Annotated in this window: 16 protein-coding genes; 2 read left to right on the top strand and 14 right to left on the bottom strand. The window is 34.5% G+C overall.

Features of this window, described 5'->3' with window-relative positions:
* Position 1 precedes the first annotated feature (1 nt).
* The 8 genes from V1L66_RS11080 to V1L66_RS11045 form a co-directional block, all read right to left on the bottom strand.
* Positions 2–382, bottom strand: coding sequence for a hypothetical protein (locus tag V1L66_RS11080; RefSeq protein WP_333004286.1), 381 nt, complete (start codon positions 380–382; stop codon positions 2–4).
* 631 nt (positions 383–1,013) lie between these two features.
* Entirely contained in the window at positions 1,014–1,967 is a 954-nt protein-coding gene (locus tag V1L66_RS11075; protein WP_333004284.1) for a replication/maintenance protein RepL, read from the bottom strand.
* Positions 1,968–2,046: 79 nt separating this feature from the next.
* Positions 2,047–2,193: a hypothetical protein gene (locus V1L66_RS11070; RefSeq protein WP_333004281.1), complete on the bottom strand. Its 147-nt coding sequence runs from the start codon at positions 2,191–2,193 to the stop codon at positions 2,047–2,049.
* Positions 2,194–2,315: 122 nt separating this feature from the next.
* The gene (locus V1L66_RS11065) at positions 2,316–3,143 is read right to left on the bottom strand and encodes a hypothetical protein (RefSeq protein WP_333004277.1); all 828 of its coding nucleotides are present in this window, start codon (positions 3,141–3,143) and stop codon (positions 2,316–2,318) included.
* A 258-nt stretch (positions 3,144–3,401) separates the two neighbouring features.
* Entirely contained in the window at positions 3,402–3,581 is a 180-nt protein-coding gene (locus V1L66_RS11060) for a helix-turn-helix transcriptional regulator (protein WP_333004273.1), read from the bottom strand.
* A gap of 85 nt (positions 3,582–3,666) precedes the next feature.
* Positions 3,667–4,533 carry a DUF5309 family protein gene (locus tag V1L66_RS11055; protein ID WP_333004271.1) on the bottom strand — a complete coding sequence of 289 codons (867 nt, stop codon included), beginning with the start codon at positions 4,531–4,533 and terminating at the stop codon, positions 3,667–3,669.
* Between the two features lie 75 nt (positions 4,534–4,608).
* Positions 4,609–5,031, bottom strand: coding sequence for a hypothetical protein (locus tag V1L66_RS11050; protein ID WP_333004270.1), 423 nt, complete (start codon positions 5,029–5,031; stop codon positions 4,609–4,611).
* Positions 5,032–7,848: 2,817 nt separating this feature from the next.
* Positions 7,849–8,760 (bottom strand): tyrosine-type recombinase/integrase, encoded by a 912-nt coding sequence (locus V1L66_RS11045; RefSeq protein WP_333004268.1) that lies wholly within the window; start codon positions 8,758–8,760, stop codon positions 7,849–7,851.
* Positions 8,761–9,120: 360 nt separating this feature from the next.
* On the opposite strand from V1L66_RS11045, the gene V1L66_RS11040 reads away from it, so the two are divergent.
* On the top strand, positions 9,121–9,492 hold the full coding sequence (locus V1L66_RS11040) for a nucleotide excision repair endonuclease (protein ID WP_004227912.1): 372 nt from the start codon (positions 9,121–9,123) through the stop codon (positions 9,490–9,492).
* A 50-nt stretch (positions 9,493–9,542) separates the two neighbouring features.
* Here the strand turns inward: V1L66_RS11040 and V1L66_RS11035 are convergent, their stop codons facing one another.
* Together V1L66_RS11035 and V1L66_RS11030 are read right to left on the bottom strand one after the other, a co-directional pair.
* Positions 9,543–9,929: a hypothetical protein gene (locus V1L66_RS11035; protein WP_333004266.1), complete on the bottom strand. Its 387-nt coding sequence runs from the start codon at positions 9,927–9,929 to the stop codon at positions 9,543–9,545.
* 14 nt (positions 9,930–9,943) lie between these two features.
* Positions 9,944–10,726: a TrmB family transcriptional regulator gene (locus V1L66_RS11030; RefSeq protein ID WP_036079291.1), complete on the bottom strand. Its 783-nt coding sequence runs from the start codon at positions 10,724–10,726 to the stop codon at positions 9,944–9,946.
* 126 nt (positions 10,727–10,852) lie between these two features.
* Between V1L66_RS11030 and V1L66_RS11025 the strand changes: the two genes are divergently transcribed.
* Positions 10,853–11,623 carry a TSUP family transporter gene (locus V1L66_RS11025; protein WP_036079292.1) on the top strand — a complete coding sequence of 257 codons (771 nt, stop codon included), beginning with the start codon at positions 10,853–10,855 and terminating at the stop codon, positions 11,621–11,623.
* A 40-nt stretch (positions 11,624–11,663) separates the two neighbouring features.
* On the opposite strand, the gene panF is transcribed toward V1L66_RS11025, so the two are convergent.
* The 4 genes from panF to V1L66_RS11005 all read right to left on the bottom strand — a co-directional run bounded on the left by panF (position 11,664) and on the right by V1L66_RS11005 (position 15,671).
* Positions 11,664–13,109, bottom strand: coding sequence for a sodium/pantothenate symporter (gene panF, locus V1L66_RS11020; RefSeq protein WP_016992700.1), 1,446 nt, complete (start codon positions 13,107–13,109; stop codon positions 11,664–11,666).
* On the bottom strand, positions 13,109–13,372 hold the full coding sequence (locus tag V1L66_RS11015) for a YhdT family protein (protein WP_004227902.1): 264 nt from the start codon (positions 13,370–13,372) through the stop codon (positions 13,109–13,111). The genes panF and V1L66_RS11015 overlap by 1 nt, the downstream gene beginning before the upstream one ends.
* A 203-nt stretch (positions 13,373–13,575) precedes the next feature.
* Positions 13,576–14,130 carry a short-chain dehydrogenase gene (locus V1L66_RS11010; RefSeq protein WP_036079297.1) on the bottom strand — a complete coding sequence of 185 codons (555 nt, stop codon included), beginning with the start codon at positions 14,128–14,130 and terminating at the stop codon, positions 13,576–13,578.
* A 65-nt stretch (positions 14,131–14,195) separates the two neighbouring features.
* Positions 14,196–15,671 carry a class I adenylate-forming enzyme family protein gene (locus tag V1L66_RS11005; protein WP_258859645.1) on the bottom strand — a complete coding sequence of 492 codons (1,476 nt, stop codon included), beginning with the start codon at positions 15,669–15,671 and terminating at the stop codon, positions 14,196–14,198.
* Between the last annotated feature and the right edge of the window lie 14 nt (positions 15,672–15,685).

Raw genomic sequence — 15,685 nt, 5'->3', positions numbered from 1 at the left:
CTTAATCTAACTCCAAATCATCATATGTATTATTGGAATGCTTCCCTTTGTTTACTTGCTTGTTATATGCCTGTACTTGTTTCTGTAAATCTAACAATAACTTTATGGACTTTTCATCACCTGTCAATGCTTTTTCCTTTACAATAGCGTAAATATCCTCTAAATCTTTACCTGCTTGTGACTCAATCATAATATTGACTAAGTTGTGATATTGCTCTGTTTTCTCCCACTTCTTCATGTAAGATAAACTTTTAGATTTGATCTTATTGCATATTTCTTCTTCTGACAATGGCTCTGTACGCAATACATGTAAATTATGCTTCCATAAGAAATACTCTTTTTTCTTCCATGTCAACTTGTTTAATGCTTCATATATATTCATGTTTAATTTCCTCCTTAATTAAAAAAGATTATCCATCATGGATAACCCTAGTGATACTATCGCTAACCTTCCCCTTAAATTTGAGGGGAAGCTTCAAATTTGACTACCCAATTTCGCTCTGCCACTCAGTACATATCGAATTTTGTTATACTTGAGAAAGATAACTAATCGACAAAATTGTCTATATAACAATCTATATTTCTAAAACCATACGTTTTGACTATAATTATAATTTATTTTCTCATTAAATATTTAACTCTAAATTATTTATAATTATTATAAATCTAATAGTAAAATTAAATATAATTATGTAATTGTATATTATAATTACAGTCAAATTGTATGGTTTTAGAATAAAACATCTCTACCTCCAGTTTGTTCCCAACTACCGAAGTTCGTCAGTTGGCTTTTAGACAAAAATGTCCATCACAGGGATAATAATATTATTACGACCCTGCCTCAAATTTGACGCACCCTATAAATTAAATTTCTAAAAACGGTAAAATTGACCTTATATATAATATATATACCATTTATTTATATATTAATTATTAAATATAAGTATAAAAATTATATATATTATATATATTATATATATAGTCAAAAATACCGTTTTTAGAAAAATAGATTATTAAAATGGTAAATCCTCAATATTAATTTCAACTTTACCATATGTGAATTTTTCATCCATCTTCTTTTCATGTACCTTATTTGATACAAATTTTAATTTCTCATATTCAATCTTGTCGGCTGAAAAGTCAGCACTATTATTAACTTTATGAGTAGATGCCTTACGGTTATCCTTACTAATAGCAAAACTGAAATATTCCATATTATGCACTGTAGTGATTAAATTATGGGATCGTAATGCATCCATTACACGTTGTATAGTCTTTTCAGATAATCCTGTTTCTTTAGCAATACGTTTATGTGTAGCTTTAAAATCATTATTAAATTTATTACTTTTATCTAATAAATAGGCATATACATAAAATCCGTTTACTCCAATATCATCTGTAGACATACAGAATAAGAAAGTATTCATGTCAATTAGAGTTGTATCTGAAATATCAAAGAATGTACCTTCTACATATCCATCATCATATTCACGTTCAAATCCGAATACAGGATATTTACATTTTGTTGCACGAGTGATCTTCATTTGTTTTCTCCACTCATCCACTGTCTCATGCTGACATTCATTACAAAACTCATAAATTGTTGTGATTTTTGGTACTCGATTGCCAAAATCATCATCTTCCATTTCATTAATTACAGGGAAATTATTTGTAGTTGTAAGAATATCCTTTTGCTCAAGTAAGCCGTTCTTTTTAATTATGTAATCAACTGCTTTATTAGATGGTGTATATGTAAGTAATTCTTTGATTTCTTTACCATTTGGTACATATGTGCTATAAGTTGAATAACGGTACATGTATGTTTGTAGATAGATATAACTGTATGTAAATCCGATATGCACTGACTTTAATTCCCCATCTTCTTTCATCTGCAATAGTTGCTTAAATAATTCAGTTGGCATTGCTACTGATAAATTGTACTGTTGTAAGTTTTCTTTTAATCCCATCTCTTAGTTACCTTCTTTTTTATGTATTTTATATAGAAAGGCACAACTCAAATTTGAATCATGCCTTATGTATTCAAATTTATTGTGCTTTTGTAATTAATGAATAATCGTGTAGCACATCGTAAAACTCTTTATTTCGTTGATACATAGTAAATATACGACCATCTTTTAATGATTTAGCCTTTACAATGTAATTGATATTATTTTCTGATAAATACCTAGACATCTTTGCGTCATAGCAATAATAAAAGTTTTTATCGTTTAATTTATTCATGTTATAATTTCCCTTTCTTGTTTACATTTTGTATTCTAATAATAATAATAATAGTATTTTATTCAATCTGACAGTCATGAAACTATTTTTGTCATCTCACTGAAACTTATTTTATTTTTATTTAATGCTGCAATACTGAATACTGCTTTGGTACGTGTAATATCAGTTTTAAGTTGTTTGTATCTACTTTTATCCAAATAGTGATTATGAAACTTAACTGATAATTTAAATTCTTGTTGCGGTATGTATAACTTTGTTTCAAGTAGCTTCTCTACTTCTTCTTGATGTTCAATACTTGGAAATGAAACCCTACCATCCTTAAATATTAACCCTTCACATGGTAAAGCCGTTTTGAATTCACTTTCTTTAGATTGATCCAATACATCTAATAACTCATCTAATCCAAGCATTTTCATGTAACTTATGTATGTATTTTTAAACTTCTTACTATAGAACCCTGCATGTGCTCCATCAATAGCAAGTAATGCTCGTTTTCCTTCAATTGTTGATGGTAGTGGTAAATCATAATAGGCAATCATTTGTAATGCTGTACTTAATGCACACTTTTTAAAGTAGCTATCATGAGTAATTTGTAAGATACTATTTATATTTGCACTGTTCGGGTTAACATGACTATTATTGTCAAGCATTGTCACATGATTATCCCAAGTTTTCATATCTTTACTTATGACCGCTAAATCAATTCCTATGTATTGCTTAATTGACTTATCTGCAATGTAAAAACCTTTGCGGTCTACATAAGCATTAGCCGTATATCCAAATAAATTATGTATAATTGTATTGCTGTAGGCACTATCTACATCATTGCCATATATTGTGTAGTGTCCTTGTTGTTTTTGATTAACCCATGCAGGGAACATATCCTTAATAATTTTATCCATTTAATAGCGATTGTGTTAATAACAACCACCTCTACTTCTTGTTTCATCATCATTAAATCTCCTCCTTATATCCTCAAAGCAACGTATATCTAGTATTAAATACAATATACATTGCAGTTAAATTAACAATTTATTGATTGTTTTTTTAACTTTCTATTATTTTTATTGTAAAAATCCTTTAAAAACATTAGAGCGGAATCAAGGAGAAGTAGTTTAAATTAATAACCAACCTTTTCAACTCACTTTCGTTTAAATTTTTTAGTTTAATTTTTTGTTAATAATGTAGTCCTCATACATTTTTTGATTACGTTCTGTAAAGTGGTATAGATTGTTTTCGTATCGACTTAGTAAACTGATACTAATACCCATATGTGCTGATAAATCTTTTAATTTAATTTTTTTACGTTTACGCATTACATATAAATCATCCTTTGACATCCTTATTGCTCCCCCTATATATCCTCAAATTAATAAAAAAGAGGAATCCCCGAAGTGGGGAAACCTCAATTAGTTATGTATTTAATTATTGTTCAACTGTTAAAACTGCTACTGCTTTAGGACTGCGTACAACCAAAGTTGACTCACACACAATGTGACCTTTAGTACTATCTCCAGTTTTTGCTAATGGTGTAAACGTTACAGGACGTAAATCAGCCATATTCACGTATGCATCGTTGAATAGAACAATCTTATCTGTTGGAATATCACGACTTAATACAACGTTAACTGTTCCAAAATTCGTATTGATCGACTCAACTAATAATCCGAAATTCGTTTCTTTGTGTGTGTATGAATACTTATCTTTGTAAATAGCGTCAATTTTGTCTTTTACATCTGCATTAACAAATGCATAGTATGTACCTGACGTTAATTTGTTGTTCCAAAGTTGACGCATACCGTCTTTAATTAATGCTTCAACGTCTGTATTAGATTTAGCATTAGTATTATCTGCAAACTCAATTAAGCCACTCATTTGACGAATAAATGGTGTTTTAGAACCGTCTTTTTTAAGTCCATTAATTAGTACAGATTCTAATTTCTGTTTTAATTCTAAAAGGCGATCGCTTACCTCTTCACTAAACTTACCATTTTGCATTGATGTTGCAGTATCAGAAATACTTACACCACGTTTAAAAATTTGAAGATGGTTGGAAATTTCTCGTTTTGAAGATTGTTGGAAAGTAACTGTATCAGCACCTTCAACAGCATCTGTTTCACCATCTGTAGCAAGTGTTTTTTCCTTCCAAGTGTGTACCGTAGACATGGCTTTCTCTACACCTTTTGATAGCAGTAAGGATGAGAATGGTGTGTCTTGTACTCCTAGTAATGCTAATTCCTTGCTTAGCGAAATACTTTCTGTTGCTGTAAATCCGTTTTGACTTGTAATCATTATTAAATTCCTACTTTCTGTTTGTTATAGTTTTTTTGTATTAAAAAATGACTAGAGAATTAATATCCCCAGTCATCATTTACCGAAAAACTTTGATAATTTAAATTTAATTGCTGAATTAACATCACCATCGTTAATAGCTTGCTCGTATGCCTCTTGCTTGGCTTGTTGCTTAGGTTGGTATGCATTGGCTACTAAAATAGAGTTAACTGCATTTTTAAGGAATGCTACACGTTCCTCTGTAGTTGTTAAATCAAATAAACCGACAAAATGAGATAATCCTTCCGCATTTAATGTTGCAATAAGATTATTCTTTTCTGCTTGCTCCTGCATTACTTCTACTTCCTCTTGCAACTTTTGATTTTCTGCTTGCATCTTAGCAACTCGTTCTTCGAGGGATTCTGTTTCCTCCAGTTTTTCAACTTCTGCTCTTTTTTGAGCATCTACTTTTTCGACTTCCGCAACTTGCTCAATTACTTTTGTTTGTTCCTCTGGCATTAAATTACCTACTTTCTGTTATTTTTTATATGTAAAATCACACTAGCATACATTTTAAGATAGCTAACGTAATCGTACAGACGTTTTAAATATAATCTAATAGTATTTATCATTTTAATGCTAAACACGCTTAAATCAATTCGTATGAATTAAATTTTAAGTTAAATATTTGCTTAAAAAAAAATAGAGAGTAGAAATTAATCTACCCTCTAAATTAAAGGAAATTGCCAAATGGCTTAGACAATTAAAAGCATAATAAAAACACTCAATCTATAAGATCAAGTGCTTTATTTTATACTCTCTATCATATATCTATTTGGACTCAACATCTCACAATCGTTGATATATCAATATTTATATGAATTCTAAAATGTCGTTATCTTTTTTTGTTATATTTCTTATGTGTGATTAATCTTTTATTATATGAACATTCATAACAATACTTATTATTTCTACCTGTATCCACCGTGATAAATAAGAGTTAGCTTAATTTGCTAGCTAGTTTTTGATTGTTGTATTTATCTTTATGCTTTTGATAATTAATCAACTTTCCTAAATAATAATATAACTTATTTTGTGTATTTTATTCTTTCTTTCATATATACGATTTGTCATCGACTCTTGAAACCGTTGGGAGAGTAACGATTGCGCTACACTTCTGAATATACACATTATTTATTTCTGTATTCTTTTTGTTCCTTTAACAAATATTCTTGAAAAGTGCTTATAAACGTTGATACGAAGCCATTTGTAAGGTAATGCAGTTTTTCAAATCTGACTTAGTTGTTGATGTATCAATGGTTTAGAGTGCTTGATTTTTATAACTTGTATCCACTGTGATAAATACCATACAACTACTTCACACTTCGTTTTCTTCATATATGTAATTAGACGCATAATCTCGAACACTTAGAGCGAGTAAGGTTTAAGCGTTTGTTAGCTTGTCTACTTTTTAGATTTGACAAATGTTCAACTTGTATCCACTGTGATAAATAAGTTCTAAGTGTTCTTAATTTTTTAACCCTTCCTATAGGGAACTCTCGAAATGCTAATATATCAACGTTTGCAGATACTTTTGCGAAGGTTTTCATGCAAAAATGACGTTTTTTGTTCCTTTGTAGACAATTCTTGAAAAACGCTAACAAACGTTGATATGACGCTGTTTGCATGACATTGTACTCTTTCAAATATGAGTATGTTATTGGTGCATCAACGGTTAAGAACGTTTCTATTTCGAACGTTTTAACCCTTCCTATAGGTGACACTAAGAATATTGTTATATCAACGTTTAACGGTAATTTTGCCGAGATTTTCGTGCAAAAATGGATGTTTTTTATTCCTTTAACAAATATTCTTGAAAAGTGCTTATAAACGTTGATATGACGCTATTTACAACACTTCATGCTTATTCAAATATGAATACATTGTTGGTGTATCAATGGTTTGTAGTGTTTCTATTTTCCTAAATGATAATATGCTTTATTTTGATTGTTTTTTATAGTTTTTGCACAATCATCACAATACTTAACTTTATTATTTACCACTTCAATCCTAATTCCACAATATTCACACTGCTTAGTCCCTTTTAATACTTTAAAGCTAATTACCCATCATCGGTAATTTGATTCCTGAGTGGAACCTGAAGTAACAATTCAGAAATTATGTCTGTTAACCATAGCGATACTATCGCAGGGGTATTTGTCACAGTTAGACATACCAATTAAGCAACTATAAAAGGTACACGAATTTACATGCCCCTTTACATTGCATAAAGAAATGGATCGTGATACTATATTATCAATATGGAAGGGGGATAAATCCCCTCCGACTTACTTTCGACGACTATTCTTCTTTCGTTTGGTAGACGGTGAGGAAAAAAAGTCATTCTTAACTATTACAAATCGTAATAGTTCTTTTTTTTTATTTACACGGTTATCCAATTAAAATGAGGATTAGCAAATAGCTAGTCCTTCTCAGTCCTTTTCATGGACTTACTAATTGAGTAACCTGATAGTGTTGCTCTCAGCCACACAGAGTGACTCACTTTAAACGTGACCTGCTCTGGGACACTGCGTAACACAGACGATAAAGAGAAGGTAGTAAACAATTTTTACACCCTTGTCTGCTATGCCTTGGCATAATTAATATTATTTATATTCCAAATGCATCGTATAAGCGTGTTTTAAGCTGAATAGAGCGTGTTATAGCTTTGATAGAGTAAAATAGTAATCCATGTAACGATTTAGCTTGACAACTGAACCCCCATTACACCAGAATGGCTGATGCTCTAGGAAATATTTGCAAAGTTGTTACCTACTATCTAAAAACTCAAATTAGAGTAATAGATAATAAGTAACTACCGATTACACCGTCATGTCGTGTCTGAGGTTTCTGTATCGTCTTGTTTTGTAGAAAGTTTTCACTTTTCATAATCTCATAACATTACAGTCCATTATGTGCTATTTGCAATTGATTCTAGCGTGATTATGATTACCCATGCCGTAACATGCCTGTAATCCCCCTAGCCGTTAATAGTCGCTCTCACTATTTTAGATACACTCTAAACAAGAAAAGAGTTGTGCAGTATCCTAGTCGCTTTTTTGCATCGGTACGACAAACCTGACCATGTTTTATTTAACGTCCTGTTAGTGGGCAACCAAGACGTACTTCACTAAAAAGGCATTACTTAATAAGAGTTGCATCATCGAATTTTTTTCGATATAATGAACCCCAGTAATACACTATCGCTACCAAGCATTTTAGTGTAGTAATATTTAGTTAAGGGAAGATGTTAGCGCATCCTCCCTTTTCTAATGCTTAAAAATCAAAATTATTTAACGGATTGTGCTTATCATTCTCCTTTTTCAAGTGACTGCCCCATAAATTTACATAACGTTGTGTCGTTACTATATTTTCATGGCGCATTAATTTCATTATGGTAAAACTGTTTACATTTGATTGGACAAGATTTCTACAAAAAGTGTGCCTAAAAGTGTGTGGCGAAACTCTAGTATCCTTAAAATTCATCTTCTCTTTTAATTCACGGAACACATAATCAATCGTATTAATTGTGAATGCTTCATTTTTATTAGTAACAAATACATACTCACTTTCATTTTTTAAAAAATTAGATGAAAACGTCTTGAATGCTAGTAACTCTCTAGTCAATTTATCTGTTAAAAATACTGTTTCGTATTTTCTGCTTTTTCCATGTACTTGAAATGTTTGATTTGTAAAATCCACATCATCCCACTTCAACATAATCAATTCTTTTCTTCTAATCCCAGTACCAAGTAATACTAAAATAATTAGATAGTTGCGGTAACTACTATATGATTGATGTCTCTTTCGTTGAGAACGATAATACGCTAACATTTGATTAATTTGTTGATCCGTAAAAGTATCAATCTTCAAATCTACTTTTTGAGTTTTTATCTTCTTCGCAATATTTTCAGTGATATACCCCTCTTCAACGCAATAATTAAAGAACGCTTTACCACGCAAAATAATAGTGTTGATTGTATTGGGTTTCCTATTTTGTTTCTGTGCCATTATTAAATAATTCTTGAAATGACTTCTTGTTACGTCCTCAACATTAACTGCCCCTTCTTCAATGCAATAGTCAATGAAAGGTTTAATCATGTATTTATAACTTTTGATATTTGATTCACTTGTATTATTAAATCGTCTATCAGCAATAAAATCATCGAACGCAAACTTTAAAAGCATAAAAAAATACACCCCTTTTCATCTAAATTAATAGACAATAAGAAGTGTATTATTGATAACAAATATAATGTATTTTACTCCACATCTTAACAAGTGTGCTGAACCCATGTCATTACCGAAATTTTAAAAGTTTTTATTGGGCTTCTCTTGATAAGATTATTTAATTATCTTGAATTGTAACACGAACTAGTTAGAATATCAATAATTCATAGAATATTTTGTGATTCATGTGCATGTTCCTTGCTCATTTGATGTACACTAAGCTTGCTATATGTGGTGTTTCTACATTTAAAATTTATGGTAAACATGCCGTAATTATGTTACCATATACTTTTAGTAAGAGAGAGGAACGTGAATAGTTTGATTAAAATTGAATTTCCAAAACCAGATCTAGTAATCCGTCAACGTGAACAAGATTTAAAACCAGGTGATGTGCCAATCACACCTTACTTCGGTTTTATTGACTTCCATAAAATTACACGTGATAAAGGCGGCATTTTCTTATTCTATAATGACAAGAATGAGCTATTGTTTGTTGGGAAAGCACGTAAAATTCGTCAACGTATTAAAAAACATTTCGAGGATAATGTATCTCCGATGAAAAACCATCGTGATGAAGTGTTCAAAATTGAAGTCTATGAAGTGGAAGATCCAATGGAACGTGAAATTTACGAAACATATGCGATTAATACTTTCCGCTCTAAATATAACGTAGACAAGGTCTTTTATTAGACATCACGCAAAGAAACCGAAATCTCATCGAGGGATTTCGGTTTCTTTTATCACATAATGGTCATACGATCAATCGGTGTACTGTGACCGTTTATTCGCAAATCAATGGTATCCAGCTCAGGATTCTTGACGGTGATTTGAAAAACATAGGGATGTGCCTCTTTCCTTTGCTCGCTGCCTTCTTCTAACTGGATGATAAGCCTATTTCCCTCAGCCGTAATATCTGCCAATACATTTCCCTTTGAATAATAAACGAGATAATATGGTGTATCATTTTCATGCAATAATTGAATTCGATCAGTAGCTACAATATTCTTTTGGACAATGTCTGGGACAACAGTTAGCTCATGAATCGTTGGTGGATCGGTAGGTGGTGTAGCATTACAGGCTCCTAGCATTAGTAAGCTCATTAAACCTAGCAACACGAATTTTTTCAAGTTACTCCCCTTCCCTATTCTAAGAAAAAAGCTTTACGCTCCTTAGCAATCCAGTCTTCTAACTCCTGATCATCACGTTTTACTAATCGATTGATGAGCACATCATGCCATATATAATCCTCTAACAAATAAATATGAACGGGATCATTGGTGATAAAGGCCGTCTCTTGCGTAGATGGAGAATGACCATAAATCATTTCCTGACCATCTACCGATAGGATAAACCAATGCGGTGTAGACGCTTTTTTTGTATAATGTGTGGCTCTATGCTGGTCAATCGAGGCTAGATGTTCTCCTACATACAAGGTAATGCCATGAACAGGAACATGCAGCGCCACCTCTTGCAAATCTCCACGTAAGGCATCATACATATCTTCCCACATCGACAGCATCACTTTTTTCTTCGCCTTCTTTAGAAGTGACTGACAATAGTTGATAATGGATTCCTTGCCCTTTAGCATGACCACTTTAGGCTCAGCTTCCTGCACTTTTTCCTCTAGTTTTTCTAATTTCCCGCTTATTGACGTAAAATTCGACTCCCAGCGCTGTTGCATTTGCTGTAAGAATACAGACACAGGCATCGCCGAATAGGTTGTTTGTTCTGCAGTCTCTTCTTTTAACACGATACCCTTTTCTACAAGGTTATTTAAAATATCATACACTCTTGCACGAGGTATGCCAGAATTTTTACTAACCTGATAGGCGCTAACATGACTTTGCTGAACAAGTGCCGTATAGGCCTTTGCTTCATATTCTGTAAAACCCATTTCTTTCAACTGGGTGATTAATTCCTCCATGTAATCCCTCCATTATCTTTATTATAGGCTACCTTTGTGAAGATTTGCCAATGAAAAAATAAGGGTTTACAGCGCAAATAAAATTAGTTACTATTTCAGTAGTAACTAATTTCAAAGAGGTGTAATATGTTGTTTGAAGTCGATGTACATATTTTGATACTGTTAATTTCATTTGGATTTCTGGCGGCTTTTATTGACTCAGTCGTGGGAGGGGGCGGGTTAATTTCACTACCAGCCCTACTATTTGTCGGCCTCAATCCAGCCGCTGCTGTTGCCACGAACAAACTAGCAGGAGCTATGGGCTCGCTCACTTCCTCGATTTCCTTCTATCGTTCTGGTCAGCTGGACATTCGCTCTGTCCTCAAATATTTTCCACTAGCATTTATCGGATCCTTATGTGGAGCATGGACTGTACATCTAATCAATCCAGCATTACTTAAGCCATTAATGCTTGTTATGCTGGCAGCTGTTGGGATTTATACGATCTTTAAAAAGGATTGGGGCGCTGTTGCTACTGTAAAAAATCTATCTAAAACCCATTTATTTTTATTTATGCTGCTATTATTTGCTATTGGTTTTTATGATGGATTTCTTGGTCCTGGAACAGGCTCCTTTTTAATCTTTAGCTTCCTACTGGTAGGCTTTGATTTTTTAAAGGCGGCTGGTAATGCGAAGTTTTTAAATTTGGCGAGTAATGTGGCTGGCGTTTGTATGTTTGCTTACTTAGGCCAAATACATTATGTTTATGGTTTAGTAATGGGCATTGCGCAAATTGGTGGGGCTATGCTTGGCTCGCGCATGGCGATCAAAAAAGGAAGTGGCTTTGTCCGTACGCTATTTATTGTCGTGACAATGACATTACTTGCGAAAAATGCCTATGATTTTATGATGCATTAAAATAAACGCCACAGAATTTGAAATCTGTGGCGTTTTGGCGTTAAATCATAAGCTTTTCGTTTTTAAATTTATGACTAGTGAACAAACTAACAATCACAAAAATGAAGAAGGATGCGACAATTGGTATTGTGACTGTATGCATACCAAAGACAGAAGGATAAAACCGATCAATTATAATATACAACAACATACCTGAAATCATCGACGCAATCGCTCCGTATTTATTCGCTTTTTTCCAATACAAACCTAAGACTACTGTCCAAATAAAGACAGCCTCTAGTCCACCGAAGGCAAATAAGTTCAACCATACTAATAAATCAGGTGGATGGAGTGCAAAGATGACAACGGCTAGGCCAATGACTGTTGTTACAATAAAGCTTGCACGCTTAATCTCTGCATCACTAGCTTTCGGCTTCATATAATTTAAATAGATGTCTTTGACAACTGTAGAGCTGACAAGCATTAGTAAAGCATTAACCGTTGACATTGTGGCAGCCATTGGTGCAGCTAAAACGATTCCTGCTAAAAATGGCGGTAATACCTTCAATGTCAGAAGCGGCATGACTTTATCCCCAATCTCAATGCCTGGTAAGACAGGTCGGGCTAACACCCCAATTAAATGCATGCCAAACATGATTGTCCCTATGGCAATCGTGCCAATAAGAATCGCTTGATGCATACTTTTCGAATCCTTATAGCTCATCGCACGAACCGCAATTTGTGGAAGTCCAACAACCCCTACACCAATGAGAATCCAAAATGTCGAGACATACAGAGGCGTTAAATCTCCTTGTGCGCCAAATGGTGACACAAAGTCAGGATTTTCAGCGACCAGTGAGGCCATTATATTGTCGATGCCCCCACCTGCCACAATGGTGCCGATTAATAAAATAATTGTACCAATCACCATAATTGAACCTTGGACCGTATCTGTTAGCGCAACCGCACGGAAACCACCAATAATCACATATACTAACACGGAAATCGCAAAAATAAACAGTGCTGCTGTGTAGTTTAAGCCAGTTAATGACTCAATTAAGCGTGCACCCCCAACCCATTGAGCCATCATAGCCGAAAATAAGAAAACAATGATGCTAATGGCTGATAAAATAACAATGACATGGCTTTTGTAGCGCTCGCGTAAAAAGTCGATTAACGTAATGGCCTGGTAACGACGGGCAATAATAGCGAATTTTTTCCCTAAAATCATGAGCACAAAATAGCCTGCTGGTAGCTGAGCCATAGCCAGTAATACCCACCCAAGTCCTTTTGTATAAGCCACACCTGGTCCTCCGATAAAACTACTCGCACTGCCGTATGTAGCAATCATCGTCATCGCAAGGATAAAACCACCCATTTCACGACCACCAAGGAAATACTCCTGTAGGAATGAATTAGAGGAGCGGACATGCTTATTGGCCCAAATACCAATTCCAAATATAATAATTAAAAATAATAGCAATGGAAATACAACTTGCCAATGCATTAGCGATCCACCTCCTCATCATCAAATGGTACCTCTTTGAAAAAGAGTTTCATCACAATCCAGATAAGAAGGATCATAAAGCCTGTCCCAGCGATACAGCTATAGAAAAACCAGGCAGGAAAACCAAATACATACGTATAATTTCTTGGATCGCCTGAACCTAGTCCATAGGCAAAGCCAAACCAAATCGCAAAGTTGACAAGGACGAGTCCAATTCCGATTAGCGCCTCTCGATGCGCTATTTTAAAGCGTTGATCTTTCACATGTAATCCCCCTAACCTACTCTATTTTACTGATATGTCGGTCTGATGGGAAGAGATGTGAGTAAATAAGGATAAGTTATATGGAAATGATTTTGCTATACTAAGTAACAAACCTAACTATCCCTCACAAATATGTAAACATCTAATAATAATGGCCAATAAGTAAAAACCTTCGTCCATATAATTAGACGAAGGTTAGTTAGTTAGAACGGTCGCTTTTCCCAAGGCTGCAGCGTCCCAACGATATGAATAGGTCGATCCTGTTGAATAGCAGCAACGACACCTTGCGATATTTCCTCATGGGTCAGCCATCTCGCATGACCTTCTTCCATCATAAAACCTAGCTGGATTTGCCTGTATTGCGTACGAGCATGGAGCTTCAATTGCTCTTGAACTTCACTTAAATTCGCCTTACTCCCCAACACATGAAATAGTTTCCATTCCCCGTTATTCTCTATCGAAATTACATTGGAGATGTTCTCTAATGACGTGTCCGCATAGGAATGAATCCAAGCAACGACCAATTCAATGGGCCCATTATGCGCAAGTGTTTCTTCTAGCTTCTCTTTTAATAAGACGACATCACAATAATCAACTAAAATCGGTGTTAGAAGGGAGGGATTTTTTGTTCTATTTCGCAAGTCTTCCATTCGATGAGCACTACGTCCAATTACTGAGACATGATAGCCATTATTCACTAACCAAAGTGATGTGTCAGCTAACATCCCTGTTCCACCAATAACTAATGCGTGGGCCATTTATGTGTCCCTCTCTTATTTCGTATTTTAGAAAGACGAGCGTGTCCTCCTTGTCATTATCATACTTAACAGATAGATGAGTCGACAAGCTTATACAATGCCTTTTTATCGATTTTACCAACGCTTGTTTTTGGTAGTTCGTCTAAGAATATCATTTGTTTTGGCATCTTATAACGTCCTAATTGTTGATGACATAGCTCGTTAAGATCATCTAATATGGAGGCTACTGGGTGGGGACAGACAATAAAGGCTGTCACGATCTCACCCCAATAGGCATCACCAACACCAATTACGGCCACCTCCCGCACATCTGGATGCCGTAGTAGACATTGCTCTACTTCCTGAGGATAGATATTTTCACCACCAGAGATAATCATTTCTTTACTACGCCCAACAATATAAAAATCGCCATCCTCATCCATCATTGCTAAATCCCCTGTTTTCAACCACCCATCTTGCAGGATATTGGCGGTTTCTTGCTTGTTATTCCAGTAAAAGCGAAACATATGCTTTCCTTTTACCAATAGCTCTCCTACTTCTCCAGGTGCACAGCTTTGTCCTGTAAGATTGATGATTTTCGCTTCATTGAATTGCATGCTTTTCCCGACAGCCCCTTTTTTCGCATAGGCACGCTCTCGGTCAATATAGAAATTATTTGGCCCTGCTTCTGTTAAGCCATATCCCTCTTTAAAAAATAATCCCTTATTATAAAAAGCATCGTAAATAGGATGAGGGCACGGGGCACCGCCAGATAAAAATACATTCATGGAAGGAAATTGATTTTCCTGAAAATACTTCGTTGCAATCATCGCTTGATACATCGTCGGCACAAAAAGGGAAATTGTTGTTTGATATTGGTTCGTTGCTTGTAGTGCCTCCTCTGCATCAAATTTATCGCCAATAATGACGGTTCCTCCCGCCATAAGTAAGGGAATACATAAAGCATTTAAGCCACCAGTATGAAACATCGGCATATAATTTAATGTCCGATCTTGAGCATGTAAACCCCAGCTAATAATTGTATTCATGGCATTCCAATTAACCGACTGAAAGGATAGCACTACCCCCTTTGGACGCCCCGTCGTACCTCCTGTATAAATCATTAACCATGGATCATTCACATCTACGTCTTGCCTACTTGGTTGTATCTCCTTTTCATGCTGGCTCACATGAAGTGAAAACATTTTTTCTAATACTAGAGGACAATGACTAGCCTTGTCGTATAATAGGATGGCAGGGGTCGCATCCTCTACAATTTGTGTTAGCTCCTCCATACTTAAGCGCCAATTTAACGGCACATAAATAAGCCCACGTAGCCCACAGGCGAATAAAACAGCAAACAATTGGATATGATTTCTCGCAAAAACAGCGACTCTACTTCCTTTTTGTAGCTGCTGCCGTTCGAAAAATTGACTCCATTTGCCAATTTCCTCAGATAATTGCTGGTAGGTCCATTGTTCCTTTGACGTTAGATTAATCAAGGCGATATGGTGAGGTGTTAAAGCTGCACGTTTTAAAATCCATTCTTGCTCAACAAACATCTTGACTACCCCCT

Origin of the sequence: Lysinibacillus sp. IITD104, assembly GCF_036698265.2 — a bacterium.
Taxonomy (GTDB): domain Bacteria; phylum Bacillota; class Bacilli; order Bacillales_A; family Planococcaceae; genus Lysinibacillus; species Lysinibacillus boronitolerans.
This window is presented reverse-complemented; position numbering and strand designations above follow the sequence as displayed.